The organism is Rahnella contaminans, assembly GCF_011065485.1.
Lineage (GTDB): Bacteria > Pseudomonadota > Gammaproteobacteria > Enterobacterales > Enterobacteriaceae > Rahnella > Rahnella contaminans.
Genome location: NZ_JAADJS010000003.1, coordinates 535,323 through 549,120 on the forward strand (window position 1 = coordinate 535,323; position 13,798 = coordinate 549,120).

Sequence of the window (13,798 nt, forward strand, 5' to 3'; positions counted from 1 at the left end):
GGCTGGCATTGCACCAGCCTGTCTTTTCACTCCGCCAGAACCCAGACGCTGACGCTGCCTGCTTCACAGAAGAACTGCCCCGTACCGTTTTCGTCGGTTTCGATGATGTCTTCGCGGTGTTCCAGTAAATCGCGCCATTTCTTATGCGCGAAACCGTCGCCCAGTTTGATGGTCTTTTCTCCGCCTTCCCCGTTTGACATCACCACCACGCAGCCCGGATGCTCTTCGGTCCCGCTGCGGCTGAACGCGATACAGTTCGGATGATCGAGATAATCGGTCTGAACGCCCCACGCGTATGTCTGGCGGGCTTTGATCAGCGTTTCCAGTTGTGGGATCGCAGGCAGTTCGATGGTGTAATTATTGCCGTCATCCCCTTCATCTTCGTAACTTGCGCCAATCAAATCCGGGTAAAACACAATTGGCACACCCTGCTCACGCAGAAGGATTAACGTATAAGCCAGCGGTTTGAACCATGGCTCAACTGGCGCTTCCAGCGACTGTAGCGGCTGCGTGTCGTGGTTGGCGACCAGCGTGACCGCGTGTGACGCATCGGCGGCGACCAGCGTGTTGTCAAAAATGGTGGTCAGATCGAAATCCGCGCCCTGCTTCGAGGCATGATGGAAGTTCAGCTGCAACGGTGCATCGAACAGCATGGTTTTGCCTTCCACCTGATGGATGTAATTTTGCAGCGTGGGCACGTCGAACGACCAGTATTCGGCCACCAGATACATCGGCTGTTCGGATTCAGCCTGAATATGATCAATCCACTCTTTATAAAACCAGGCCGGGATATGCTTCACTGCGTCCAGCCTGAACCCCGTGCAACCGGTTTGTTCCATGATCCAGCGGCCCCAGTATTTGAGCTCTTCGCTGACCGCGTTATTGCGGAAATCAACGTTGGCACCCATCAGATAATCGTAATTCCCAAATTCGTCATCGACCTGGTCGTTCCAGCCACCGCCGGTGTAATCGTTGATGATTTTGAAAATGCCGTTTTCATCCGGGTTTTCAATATGATCGACGCCACTGAAGCAGTGGAAATCCCAGACAAACTTGGAATACTGCCCGTTTCGGGCGGCGAAGATGAATCGCGTCCAGGCATCGGCTTCGATGATGTCGTCGCTGATATCTTCACGGTCATCCATATTGACGCGGTTAACCTGCACGCGCTCTTTTTCGTCAGCGCCCATTTTATGGTTGAGCACCACATCGAGAATGACGCCAAGCTGATGGTGTTTCAGCGCCTGAACAGCCGCCAGGAATCCCTCTTTGTCGCCGTACTTGGTGGCGCGTGAGCCTTTCTGGTCAAACTCGCCCAAATCGAATAAGTCGTAAGTGTCATAACCCACTGAATATCCGCCGGAACCGCCTTTATATGCCGGGGGAAGCCAGGCAGCTGTGATTCCGATTTCGGCCAGCCACGCGGCTTTTTCTGCAACCTCAGGCCACAATTTGCCGCCATCCGGGTAATACCAGTGGAAGAACTGAAACAACGTAGGATTCTGCATACAGGATTTCCATTAAGATGACCGGGAAATGAAGTATGGAGCAGGATTAGAGAACTGCGAGGTAAAGGGCGAAAAAAAAGCCGGTCAGGAGGTGACCGGCTTGTGTTTTGCGTCAGCGCTGAATCAGTTGATTTCAGGATGCTGCGCGATCAGGTTCTTTCTTTTGGCTTCGAGTTCAGCAATCTGCGCATCAATATCTTCAATTTTATGTTCGATATTGTCGTGATGCTCCTGAAGGATTTCACGGGCTTCTGCGCGGTCAGACGCGGCTGGCGTTGCGCCTTTCAGCGGACGGTTCGCGGTTTCTTTCATGAAGATACCGGTCACCAGGCCAATGACGGAAATGACCATCAGATAGTACGCAGGCATGTACAGGTTGTTGGTCGCTTCCACCAGCCACGCCACGATGGTTGGTGTCAGGCCGGCAATCAGCACGGAGACGTTAAACGCAATGGCCAGCGCGCTGTAACGGATGTGCGTCGGGAACATCGCCGGTAAGGTGGAAGCCATCACGCCGATGAAGCAGTTCAGCAGCACCGCCAGAATGAGTAACCCGAGGAAAATCAGGCCGATCACATCACTGTTAATCAGAATGAAGCACGGAATTGCCAGAATGAACAGGCCGATGCTGCCGATAATGACGAAGGGTTTGCGCCCGAAACGGTCGCTCAACATCCCCATAAACGGCTGCACAAACAGCATACCGACCATGATGGCGATGATAATCAACACGCCGTGGTCTTCAGAATAATGCAGGCTGTGAGACAGATAACTTGGCATGTACGTCAGCAACATGTAATAGGTGACGTTGGTGGCGATCACCATGCCGACGCAGATAATTAGCGGTCTCCACTGTTTGGTGAGGATTTCGCGGAAAGAGACTTTCGGCGGCTCGGCAATATCTTTGCGTGAGTCGCTGTCGATTTTATCCACGTGCTGCTGGAATGTCGGGGTTTCTTCCAGCGCATGGCGCAGGTAAATCCCGATCAGGCCCAGTGGTGCGGCGATGAAGAACGGAATACGCCAGCCCCACTCGAGGAAGTTCGCGTCACCGACGATACTGGAGATCAACACCACGACGCCCGCACCGAGAATAAACCCGGCGATGGAACCGAAATCAAGCCAGCTGCCGAGGAAGCCACGTTTTCTGTCCGGAGAGTATTCCGCAACAAAAATCGCCGCCCCGGTGTATTCACCGCCGACGGAGAAGCCTTGTGCCAGTTTCGCCAGTAAAAGCAATATTGGCGCCCATATGCCGATGGTGGCATAGCCGGGTATCAGACCGATACAGAAGGTACTGACGGACATGATGATAATGGTGACGGATAACACTTTCTGGCGGCCAAATTTGTCGCCCAGTGCGCCGAAGAACAGACCGCCCAGAGGTCTGACGAGGAAGGGAACCGAGAAGGTTGCCAGTGCTGCAATCATCTGAATGCCGGGATCGGCACCCGGGAAAAACACCTGACCTAAAGCGAAGGCCACAAAGCCATACACACCGAAATCAAACCATTCCATCGCGTTGCCCAGCGCGGCGGCAGTAATGGCTTTCTTCAGTTTTTTGTCGTCAATGATAGTAATGTCATTGATTTGCATCGGTTTAACGCGTTTCTTTCTTAATCTCATCTTTTACATCCCTTTTCCAAAATACTCCACTGTGTCAGCGTGAGATATTTTTGTTCGTACCCTTTAACTATTTCAGGTATCAATAATTATTCAGCAAGCCATATCATTATAGAGTGGTTTTCCGCTGAGGCAAAAGGCGGCCATTTTGTGATCAGCTTTACACTTTTGTTTTCCCCTGCCCCCGTTTTACCCTGCCAGATGGTAATGTGTTTTCAAATTAATGAAACTGCATTTTAATTAATGAAAAGGAAGCCAGAACAGCGGCTAATTTCATGCTACTGATGGGGTGAATCATGGCTAAAGGTTCTCAGATTCAATTCAATTTCCACACCGTTCAGGATCCTCAGACCGGTACCCGTGTGACGCGTTTAACGCCTCACGACGTTCTGTGTCATCGCAATTATTTCTATCAAAAGTGTTTTACGCGTGATGGCAATAAGCTGCTTTTCGCCGGGGAGTTCGACGGTAACCGCAACTATTATCTGCTGGATCTCACCACACAAAAAGCGGTTCAGCTGACGGAAGGTGCAGGCGATAACACGTTCGGTGGTTTTCTTTCACCCGACGATCAGTCGCTGTATTACGTGAAGAATGAGCGCAGCCTGCAATGCGTCACGCTGAAAGATTTCAGCGAGCGGACAGTTTATCGGGTGCCTGAAGAGTGGGTGGGGTACGGAACATGGGTGGCAAACAGTGAATGTACCCGTCTGGTCGGCATTGAAATCAGCCGCAAGGACTGGACGCCGCTCACCGACTGGTCCATTTTCCAGACGTTTTATCACAGCAATCCGCATTGCCGCCTGCTGGGTGTCGATTTGCTCAGCGGAAAATCCCGTGTCATCCACGAGAGAAACGAATGGCTGGGTCACCCGATTTATCGTCCGTTTGATGATAATACCGTCGCATTCTGCCACGAAGGCCCGCACGATCTGGTCGATGCGCGCATGTGGCTGGTAAACGAAGATGGCAGCAATGTGCGTAAGGTGAAGGAACATGCGCCAGGTGAAAGCTGCACCCATGAATTCTGGGTGCCGGATGGATCGGCGCTGATGTACGTGTCCTACCTCAAAGGCCAGCACGACCGCCATATCCGCCGGTTTGATCCGCAAACCGGGGAAGATATTTCCCTGATGACGATGCCGGCCTGTTCGCATCTGATGAGTAACGAAACCGGATCGTTGCTGGTGGGCGACGGATCCGGCACGCCGGTGGATGTGCAGGATATCGCCAGCCATACGATTGATAACGACCCGTGGCTGTATATTTTTGATGCCGTGTCCCGCCGGTACGCACCCCTTGCGGCACATAACAGTTCCTGGCGAGTGCTCGATGGCGATCGTCAGGTAACGCATCCGCACCCTTCTTTCTCGCCGGACGATCGTCATGTGCTGTTTACTACCGATCACGAAGGGCTTCCGGCGCTGTATCTGGCCGAAATCCCGGCTTGCCTGCTCAGTTCATTACGCAAGGACTAAACGACGATGTTTATTTATAAGAAAGATATTCCACTCCAGGATCTGGGCGACGGCGTGGGCCGTCGCGTTCTGGCGCATGGCGGCACGATGATGGCGGTGGAAGTCTCATTTGAAACCGGAGCCATCGGCCCGATGCATAATCATGTGCATGAACAGCTGACCTACGTGCTGTCGGGGCGTTTTAAATTCACCATCGGCGAGGAAACGCACGAGGTTTCAGCAGGCGATACGCTGTATAAAAAACCGTACATAATGCACGGGTGTGTATGTCTGGAAAAAGGCGTGTTGTTAGATACCTTTACGCCGCAGCGCCAGGATTTCCTCTAAACCGCCAGCTTTTGAGCCGTCTCCAAATATTTAGGGTTAGATGACTGCTAATAAAAAACCGGTACTCACTGAGCACCGGTTTTTTATCGCCTGAAAGAAACTGAAATTACGCGAGGATTTCACGTACGAAGTTTTCGATCTCTTTGTTCTGGCAGTTTTCAAAGAAGCACTTCTGGAAACGTTCACCGGTGACGGCGGTTTTCACCAGTTCCGGATCAATGGCCCGCAGCGTATCCAGATAGTTTTCTTTCACAACGGCGGCTTTTACCTGATTCAGGATACCGGCGTTGCGCACCTGAGGTTCTTTACGATCTGCCGGATAACCCTGACCTTTCTCGCCGGTAAAAGCTTTCTCGAAGATGAAACGAACGTTAAGCTCTGCACCCCAGCCAAAACCTTTGGCAAATGGCAGGGACAGCGCGTTACCGTTGTTGATTTGCGCGAACAGGAAAGCATCCGCCGGATCAATACAGTAACCACAGTTCACACCCGGATGGATGTTCAGGGACATCAGCGCGCCCTGTCCGGTGCCGCAGCCTGCGACCACAAAATCGACCGCTTTGGAGTTGAGCAAAATGCTGGCCATGATGCCCAGATGGATGTAGGTCAGGTGATGATCCTGTTCGTCAGACATGCCGACGTTGTAGACCGGATACTCTTTTTCAGAAGCCACAGCGTTCAGTTCTTTCAAAATGATCGCGTTTTTAGCGGCCTGACTGTTTTCCATCATCAATGCAATTTTCATGAGATTTCCTCGTTGTGGCAGCGGATTTCTCCACTGCGCAAGTTGAATTGTGGCGGGATTAACGCGCCAGCCAGCCGCCATCGACGGCAATAGTGTAGCCATTAATATAGTCAGAGGCCGGAGACGACAGGAAAACGACCGGCCCCATCAGGTCTGACGGTAAACCCCAGCGACCGGCCGGAATGCGGCCCAGAATTTCTTCGCTGCGCGCTTCGTCGGCACGAAGTTGCTGGGTGTTATTGGTCGCCATATACCCCGGCGCGATGGCGTTCACGTTGATATTGTGTTTCGCCCATTCGTTTGCCAGCAGGCGGGTCACGCCCATCACGGCGCTTTTTGACGCGGTATAAGAAGGCACGCGGATGCCGCCCTGATAGGAAAGCATCGACGCGATGTTAATGATTTTCCCGCCGGTACCCTGCGCGATGAACTGTTTTGCAACGGCCTGAGACATGAAGAAGACGGATTTGATGTTCAGGTTCATGACGTCATCCCAGTTCTTTTCGCTGAACTCGATGGCGTCTTCACGACGGATAATCCCGGCGTTGTTGACCAGAATATCCAGATGCCCCATTTCGGCGACGGCACGTTCGAGCAGCGCCGGGATCACTTTAGTGTCGCTCAGATCGGCGGTCAGGCTCAGAAAGCGACGGCCGGTGGCGCCCACGCGTTCGATGGTTTCAGTCGGTTCAACAATGTTGATCCCCACGATGTCACAGCCCGCTTCTGCCAGACCTACGGCCATACCCTGACCCAATCCGGTGTCACAGCCGGTGACAACAGCCACTTTTCCCTGCAAAGAGAAATTATCCAGAATCATGATGTTTCCTTTTTTCATAAAACGGAGGCGAATACGCGATTCCGTCGGACGTCTTGAATGATGTCGGGCACGGCCCGGCGCCGAAGTAATGGAGCGAGTTTAGCGTCAAAATTCGCACAACTCAACAAATTGAAACATCATTTCATTTTATGTGAACTTTGATGTTGATTTTTGTTGGGTTGATCACGTCCTGACTATTGCAGGCACAAGAGGAGACTGGCTGATGCCCAAAACGGGTCAAGGACTCAGTGAAGGGTTCCGTTTGGGAAACGGAAAATATTGTACGTTTAGGTTAAAATTAAACCACTTTCGACCACCTTCAATGTGACTGGATATAAAGCAATTTTCACGTGATTCTTATTAAACTCGATTCAATTTTAAAGCATTCAATATCAGTTTAAATGCAGGTAATGCCTGTCTTCTGCTCGGGTAATAAAGGTGGTAGCCAGGTAATATGGGTGACCAGTCCTCAAGAACCGCCACCAGTCTCCCTTCTCTTATATCTTTCTGCACCACATCTTCCGGGGCATACGCCAGCCCATATCCCTCCAGTGCTGCAGTTAATAACTGGGGTGAGGTATTGAAAATCATCTGACCGGGAACCTGTACCCGTAATTCTTGCCCTTCTTTAGTGAACTCCCAGGCAAACAGGCCGCCGTGTGTTGAAAGCCGTAGATTAGCGCAGTTGTGTGAGGTCAAATCGTGTGGTGTTTGTGGTTTAGGGTATCGGGCAAAATAGTCAGGAGAGCCGACAACCACCATACGGAAATCAGGTGAAATTCGCATGGCAATCATGTCCTTAGCAATTTGATCGCCGATGCGCACACCCGCATCGAAACGCCCCGCGACAATATCAATTAGTCCATAGTCAACATTGATTTCAAGCGTAATATCCGGGTATTCCCTCAGCAGTTTTGAGAGTTTTGGCCAGAGGATCGTGGTTGCCGCGTGGTCATGAGAGCTGATGCGTATCGTGCCACCCGGTTTTTCCCGTAGCTCTCCCAAAGTCGCAAGCTCGGTTTCAATTCCGTCGTAGTAAGGAACCAGATTCGCAAGAAGCCGCTCTCCTGCCTCTGTTGGCACCGCACCCCGAGTTGTCCTGGTCAATAGACGGATCCCCAGCCTTTCTTCTAAACCACGAATGCTATGACTGATTGCAGATTGTGAAACGCCCAGATGTGCTGCGGCGCGGGTGAAGCTTTTTTCGCGCGCGACCGTAATGAAAACGGCAAGATGATTAAAGTCTGTATGGTTCATTATGAATTCACTTCATATCGGTTATCTAAGTATGCCACTTCTGTAATGCTGCTTCATCCCCTAAAGTAAATACACGCCACCTAATCAAGCAGTGCTTGTGAGGCGTTCAAATCCACAAACAGGAGACTCAACATGCAGAAGCGACAATTAGGTAACAGTGGTTTGGAAGTATCGGCAATCGGTCTGGGTTGTATGGGACTGACTTTTGGTTACGGCCCTGCAACTGACAAAGCTGAGGCCATCAAGCTTATCCGCGCAGCTTATGAACGTGGCGTTACGCTGTTCGATACCGCAGAGGCGTACGGTCAGGTCAATGAAGAAATGGTGGGTGAGGCAGTAGCACCTTTCCGTGACCAAATCGTTATCGCGACAAAATTTGGTTTCAAGGACGGTAACGCCGCGGCGGGCCTCGACAGCCGTCCTGAACGTATCCGCATCGTGGTTGAGCAGTCCCTTAAACGTCTGAAAACAGATTATATCGATCTCTTTTACCAGCACCGTGTTGATCCTAATGTGCCAATGGAAGATGTGGCCGGTGCCGTGCGTGACCTTATTCAAGAAGGGAAGGTGAAATACTTCGGGATGTGTGAAGCAGGGGTCAAAGCTATCCGTGACGCACACTCTGTTCAGCCACTTTCTGCACTGCAAAGTGAATATTCAATGTTCACCCGTGAGCCTGAGCAGGTCATTATCCCAACACTGGAAGAACTGGGTATTGGCTTCATTCCTTTCAGCCCGCTGGGTAAAGGCTTCCTGACAGGAAAAATTGATGGCAATACCGCCTTTGCCGAAGGTGATGTGCGAAATAGTCTTCCGCGTTTTGCTGATGAAGCCCGTCAGGCTAACCACAATCTGGTGACGCTGATTGGGGAAGTCGCCAAACGTAAACAAGCCACACCGGCACAGATCGCTCTGGCCTGGTTACTGGCCAAAAAACCATGGATTGCACCGATCCCTGGCACAACTAAACTCCATCGCCTCGAAGAAAACGTTGGCGGGGCAACGGTTGAACTCACCAGTGCCGATTTGCAGGAAATTGCTGACGTATTGGCAAAAGTTCCCGTTCAGGGCGAACGCTATACCGCTGCAATGATGAAATCCATCAACCGCTAAGCCTCGCTTTTTCACCGGCGGCAGGATGTCGCCGGTCAGATCCCATATTCATGTTTGAGAGGACAACATCATGACGACTCAATCTCTTAAAGGCCGTATCGCACTGGTCACTGGCGGAACAACCGGGCTGGGTTTCGGTGCGGCTAAACGGCTGATTGAACACGGCGCTACAGTCTATATCACTGGCCGCCGCCAAAATGTACTGGACGATGCAATAAGCAAATTGGGCACTTCAGCGAGAGCGATACGCGCTGATGTCTCGAGTAAAGAAGACATGTTGCGGGCGGCCGCAACCATTAAAACTGAGCAAGGACATCTCGACATTCTGTTTGCTAATGCGGGCGGTGGTCACGCCACGCCGCTTGAACAACTGACTGAAGAACAGATCGACAGTGAACTGAGTACCAACATTAAAGGTGTTGTACTAACTATGCAGAGCATGCTGGACGTGTTGCGTGACGGTTCTTCTGTGGTTCTAAATGCGTCGATTACAGCAGATATGGGACTACCTGGATTTGCTGTTTATGCTGCGACCAAAGCGGCCGTACGTTCTCTGGCTCGCAGCTGGACCACGGATCTTAAAGGTCGCAATATTCGGGTCAACACAATAAGCCCGGGTGTGGTGCCGACCGAAGGTTACAGCAACGAACAAAAAATGAGTGATAGCGATATTGCCTCTTACGCAGAGCGTGTTTCGACAGAAATTCCGGCCGGACGCGTGGGCACTGCGGAAGATATCGCTGATGCGCTGATCTTCCTCGTGTCCGATTCAAGCACATACATCCGCGGTATTGACCTGATTGTCGATGGTGGGATGACGCGTGTTTATGCAGGTAAAAATTGAGGATATGGGAATGCAGAAAATAAAATCAGAAGAACGTCACATCATCTGTGAACTGCGATGCAAGCCTGAGGATCGTGAACACGTTAAAGAACTTGTTCTTAAATTTGTTGAGCCAGCACGCCTGGAAGCAGGTTGCCTGTATTACGATCTCTATCAAAAAATCGATGAGCCCGACACGTTTTATATCATTGACGGTTGGGTCAACCAGGACGCGGTAACCAGCCATGCCGAAAACCCGCATGTCGCAGAAGTCATGATGGAGCTGAAGCCGCTGCTCACCTATGGACCCTCTATCAGCCTCAGTACCCGCGTCAGCGACTGATTAAAATCACCTCATCTTTATTACTGTTGATGGCATCACGTATGCCATCAATACAACGATAAACGGTACTCATATGAACGGTAAAAATCCTTATATTACGTTGAATAACGGCGTGAAAATGCCTGCACTCGGATTGGGTGTCTTCCAGTCCAAGCCTGAAGAAACCACAGAAGCGGTGAAGACGGCGTTGAATGCCGGTTACCGTTTGATCGATACAGCCGCAGCCTATTTTAATGAACGTGAAGTCGGAGAGGGGATCCGACAGTCGGACGTTAACCGCGCGGATATTTTTATCGAAACCAAGTTATGGATCACTAACTACGGTTACGAACCCGCGCTGCGCGCCTTCGATGTCAGCCTGAATAAATTGGGTATTGAGCAACTGGATCTCTGGTTACTCCATCAGCCTCTGGCGTCAGAGTTTGATAAGACCATTCAGGCTTATAAAGCGGCTGAAAAGTTGCTGACTGAAGGACGAGTGCGTGCTATTGGGGTATCAAATCTCACGCCATCTGAGCTAGACAGGCTGATTGCCGAAACCGACGTCATCCCCGCTGTTAATCAGATCCAGGTTCATCCGTATTATTCACAGGCTGAATGGCGTACGGCTAACGACCGTTACGGTATTCTCACGCAATGCTGGTCCCCGCTGGGAGGTTCTTATACCTACAACAATGCAGAGAAAAATCCTTTCGAAGATAAGGTGATCACTGACATTGCGAAGAAATATTCGAAAACGCCAGCACAGGTTATTCTTCGCTGGCATCTGGATCACGGTTTCTCCGCCATTCCAAAATCCGTTAAACCGCACCGGATTACCGAAAACTTCGACGTGTTTGATTTCAGACTCTCATCCGATGAAATCGCAGCGATTGATGCACTTGAAACTGGCGTTCGTGGTGGTCCGGACCCCGATTCATTGGATCTGGCCACCTATGGTTTCAAAATACCGGACTGATATATGTCTTCAATGACACGGGCGCGTAATTGCGCCTTTTTTATTTACTGGGAGTGACGGAGGCAGTCGACAATCACCTGAAAACCGGCGGAGAGTTGCCGTTGGCTGGGATAGTAAAGATGATATCCCGGAAATGTCGGACTCCAGTCTTCCAGTACTTTAACAAGATGCCCGTCATCTACATCCGCCTGGATAACATCCTCAGGGACAAAGCAAAGACCATGTCCTTCTTTCACCGCAGCCAACAGCTGCGGCAATGTATTAAATGTCAGTTGGCCAGGTTCATGTAGTCGTTGACTGTATTGGCAGCCGTTCTTCACGCACAGAGTCAGCTTCGCTTGTGCAGGCAAGCCAGGCTGGGGCAGTACAAACATCGGTATTAACAGTTGCTGCACAACTCGCGCCGGAATTTTCCCGCGAACCAGGCAAGACAATACTGTCCATTATTTCCGACGTTCTGAACCGGTCATAACTTACCTAAAAAACTAACGGTCAATGGAAACTCACACCGCAAGCCGTGAATTTTTACGTCAGATATAGATAATTAATAATAGTACGTATTTTCAGGAAGAAACTACTCATGCAGAATTTTGAAATTATCCTCGTTTTGTTGCTGGGAGCAGCCTTACTTTCATTAGCCGCCGGAAGGTTAAAAGTTCCCTATCCGGTTTTTCTGGCTTTATTGGGAGCCGCGATTGCTGTTATTCCCGGGATCCCCGTTTTCAGTCTTTCAAGTGAGTTAATCCTGGCTTTACTGGTAGCGCCGGTTCTGCTGGATGCCGCTCATGATATTTCGTTTCGCGACCTGCGACGAAATAAGCTCCCGATACTCTCTCTGGTCGTTGTTGCAGTAGGATTGACGTGTATTGCTGTAACATTTATCGCAAAGGCTTTTTTCCCTGACATGCCCTGGGCAGCGGCTATAGCTCTTGGAGCTTTACTTGCTCCGACTGATGCCGTAGCCGCAATCGCTGTAATGAGGCAGATTGAATTACCGCACAGAATCAAAGTCATTCTGGAGGGTGAGAGTCTCTTTAATGATGCTTCTTCGTTATTAATTTATGGACTCGCGGTACAGACCCTGGTCACCGGTTCATTTCATGTGGCGGATGCACTGACGGCCTTTCTGCTTGTAGCCGTCGGGAGTGTGTGTGCCGGTTGGATTTTAGCCAAAGTTATTGTTCGTTTACTGCAACAAATTCAAGACCCGGCTACATCGACCGTTCTGCAATTTGTCACAATTTTTGGTGTATGGGTCCTCGCTGAACACCTTCATTTGTCCGGTGTTATTACTGTGGTTTGCTACGGTCTGACTGCAGCCAGAGCGCCGTCATCTTCCATGTCAGCCCGCGTCAGGATTATTTCATTTGCGACTTGGGAAACGGTGACTTTTGTACTGAATATTTTAGCTTTTGTACTGGTGGGATTGCAGCTTCGCGATATTCTCCCTTTGATCCGGCCTGAGTGGGTTGGAATAGCATTCATCAGTCTCACTGCCGTAATACTGGTACGCGTTCTTTGGGTCTTCTTGTATCACTTTTTATATGTACGTGGCCTGATTCGCCCTGCACCCGGCGTCAGCCTGGGAAGAGATGACTTAAAAGAGGGGATTGTTGTCGGCTGGTCAGGTATGAGGGGGATTGTTACGCTGGCAGCAGCACTCGCATTGCCTGATAGATTTCCATATCGTAATTTCATCCTACTTGTCGCGTTTGTGGTGGTTCTTGGGACGTTGTTGCTTCAGGGACTAACACTCAGGCTTTTATTGCGTTTGCTAAATTTACCCTACGACGATCAATCAGAAGCGGAAACTAAACTGGCCAGAGCCTATGTATTCGGAATAATGCGCACTGATGCTCCTTCAATTTCTGATTCGAAAAGTATGACTCCTGACAAAAATATTCTGTTGGCCAGGGAGACGCTCGATGATTTACGTAAAAGTGAAAAAATTGGTGACGGGGTATACCGCAAAATAGAACAGGAAATTGACTGGCTGGATTTGAGCAATCGAAAGTGATGAGTGCGGCGCTCAGGGTAAAGATATTTCATCTTGGGCGTCTAAAAACAGGATTGCAACTCGCTAACTGGGAATTATATTATATTTTTATCCCTTGTGTGGCGTAGTCATGCAACTATTCTATTTCTGATTGGCTTTTCCGGTGCAGAGCCTGGATTCTACATATCTGAGAGGGACTGTAACCCGTTGCATCCGCAGTTTCCCTGATACTCAATTTTTTTACCTGACGGTAGTACAGCACTTTATGGTGGCGCTCCTTATCAGCCTGTTTACCACGATATTTACCCAGATTATGCGCCCGTTCAATCCCCTGTTTCTGCCGCTGGCGGCGACTCAGCCAGTCCTTATGCGACATTGCGGCCATCAGATCGATTATCATGTTATTGATGGCGGTTATTACTGCGCGGGTAATCGGGTCCGCCTGCGAAGGGTCTTTATCCGACAACGCCTGCCATGAGGTAGGAACATCCAGGCTGACAATCCGCAGCTCATATTGTTCGATCTTTTTTTTCAGCGTCATCCAGTCACTGTTGCTAAGGCGTGTCAGACGATCTATCTGCTCGATCAGCAAAATATCATTGCGGTGACTGTCCATAAGTAAGCGCCCCAGCTCCGGGCGGTCGAGTTTTGTACCGCTGATATTCTCCCGGTAGTAACTGGCTATTTTATGTCCCCGCTCCAAGACGAACTGCTCCAGCATCTCTTTTGCCCGATCAGCGAACTGATCTTCGGTCGATGCCCTCAAATAAGCTCTGATGAACATTTTTTCACCGTGTTGTCGCATTT

Annotated in this window: 14 protein-coding genes; 7 read left to right on the forward strand and 7 right to left on the reverse strand. The window is 50.3% G+C overall.

Annotation, left to right across the window (positions count from 1 at the left end):
* Nucleotides 1–26: 26 nt before the first annotated feature.
* Both amyA and proP read right to left on the reverse strand, forming a co-directional pair.
* On the reverse strand, nt 27–1,508 hold the full coding sequence (gene amyA, locus GW579_RS17075) for an alpha-amylase (RefSeq protein WP_165060466.1): 1,482 nt from the start codon (nt 1,506–1,508) through the stop codon (nt 27–29).
* A gap of 123 nt (nt 1,509–1,631) precedes the next feature.
* Nucleotides 1,632–3,134 (reverse strand): glycine betaine/L-proline transporter ProP, encoded by a 1,503-nt coding sequence (gene proP, locus GW579_RS17080; protein ID WP_152328060.1) that lies wholly within the window; start codon nt 3,132–3,134, stop codon nt 1,632–1,634.
* Between the two features lie 293 nt (nt 3,135–3,427).
* Between proP and GW579_RS17085 the strand changes: the two genes are divergently transcribed.
* Both GW579_RS17085 and GW579_RS17090 read left to right on the forward strand, forming a co-directional pair.
* Complete coding sequence (locus GW579_RS17085; protein ID WP_165060469.1) at nt 3,428–4,609, forward strand: oligogalacturonate lyase family protein; 1,182 nt, start codon at nt 3,428–3,430, stop codon at nt 4,607–4,609.
* A gap of 6 nt (nt 4,610–4,615) precedes the next feature.
* Complete coding sequence (locus GW579_RS17090; RefSeq protein WP_152328058.1) at nt 4,616–4,936, forward strand: cupin domain-containing protein; 321 nt, start codon at nt 4,616–4,618, stop codon at nt 4,934–4,936.
* A 106-nt stretch (nt 4,937–5,042) separates the two neighbouring features.
* Here the strand turns inward: GW579_RS17090 and GW579_RS17095 are convergent, their stop codons facing one another.
* The 3 genes from GW579_RS17095 to GW579_RS17105 form a co-directional block, all read right to left on the reverse strand.
* Nucleotides 5,043–5,681 (reverse strand): RpiB/LacA/LacB family sugar-phosphate isomerase, encoded by a 639-nt coding sequence (locus tag GW579_RS17095; protein WP_120508856.1) that lies wholly within the window; start codon nt 5,679–5,681, stop codon nt 5,043–5,045.
* Nucleotides 5,682–5,739: 58 nt separating this feature from the next.
* A complete protein-coding gene (gene kduD, locus GW579_RS17100; protein WP_152328057.1) occupies nt 5,740–6,501 on the reverse strand; it encodes a 2-dehydro-3-deoxy-D-gluconate 5-dehydrogenase KduD in 762 nt (253 codons plus the stop codon).
* A 360-nt stretch (nt 6,502–6,861) separates the two neighbouring features.
* A complete protein-coding gene (locus GW579_RS17105) occupies nt 6,862–7,758 on the reverse strand; it encodes a LysR family transcriptional regulator (protein WP_054888144.1) in 897 nt (298 codons plus the stop codon).
* 132 nt (nt 7,759–7,890) lie between these two features.
* On the opposite strand from GW579_RS17105, the gene GW579_RS17110 reads away from it, so the two are divergent.
* The 4 genes from GW579_RS17110 to GW579_RS17125 all read left to right on the forward strand — a co-directional run bounded on the left by GW579_RS17110 (nt 7,891) and on the right by GW579_RS17125 (nt 10,995).
* On the forward strand, nt 7,891–8,871 hold the full coding sequence (locus tag GW579_RS17110; RefSeq protein WP_054888143.1) for an aldo/keto reductase: 981 nt from the start codon (nt 7,891–7,893) through the stop codon (nt 8,869–8,871).
* Between the two features lie 70 nt (nt 8,872–8,941).
* Entirely contained in the window at nt 8,942–9,715 is a 774-nt protein-coding gene (locus tag GW579_RS17115; RefSeq protein WP_054888142.1) for an SDR family NAD(P)-dependent oxidoreductase, read from the forward strand.
* Between the two features lie 10 nt (nt 9,716–9,725).
* Nucleotides 9,726–10,037, forward strand: a complete 312-nt coding sequence (locus GW579_RS17120; protein ID WP_054888141.1) for a putative quinol monooxygenase — start codon at nt 9,726–9,728, stop codon at nt 10,035–10,037.
* Nucleotides 10,038–10,110: 73 nt separating this feature from the next.
* On the forward strand, nt 10,111–10,995 hold the full coding sequence (locus tag GW579_RS17125) for an aldo/keto reductase (RefSeq protein WP_054888140.1): 885 nt from the start codon (nt 10,111–10,113) through the stop codon (nt 10,993–10,995).
* Between the two features lie 44 nt (nt 10,996–11,039).
* On the opposite strand, the gene GW579_RS17130 is transcribed toward GW579_RS17125, so the two are convergent.
* Nucleotides 11,040–11,390, reverse strand: coding sequence for a LysR substrate-binding domain-containing protein (locus tag GW579_RS17130; RefSeq protein ID WP_338105858.1), 351 nt, complete (start codon nt 11,388–11,390; stop codon nt 11,040–11,042).
* A gap of 185 nt (nt 11,391–11,575) precedes the next feature.
* Here GW579_RS17130 and GW579_RS17135 point away from each other — a divergent pair, with 185 nt between their 5' ends.
* Nucleotides 11,576–13,012, forward strand: coding sequence for a cation:proton antiporter (locus tag GW579_RS17135; protein WP_165060472.1), 1,437 nt, complete (start codon nt 11,576–11,578; stop codon nt 13,010–13,012).
* Nucleotides 13,013–13,127: 115 nt separating this feature from the next.
* Here GW579_RS17135 and GW579_RS17140 read toward each other — a convergent pair whose 3' ends face one another.
* A complete protein-coding gene (locus GW579_RS17140) occupies nt 13,128–13,775 on the reverse strand; it encodes a recombinase family protein (RefSeq protein WP_165060475.1) in 648 nt (215 codons plus the stop codon).
* Nucleotides 13,776–13,798: the final 23 nt, after the last annotated feature.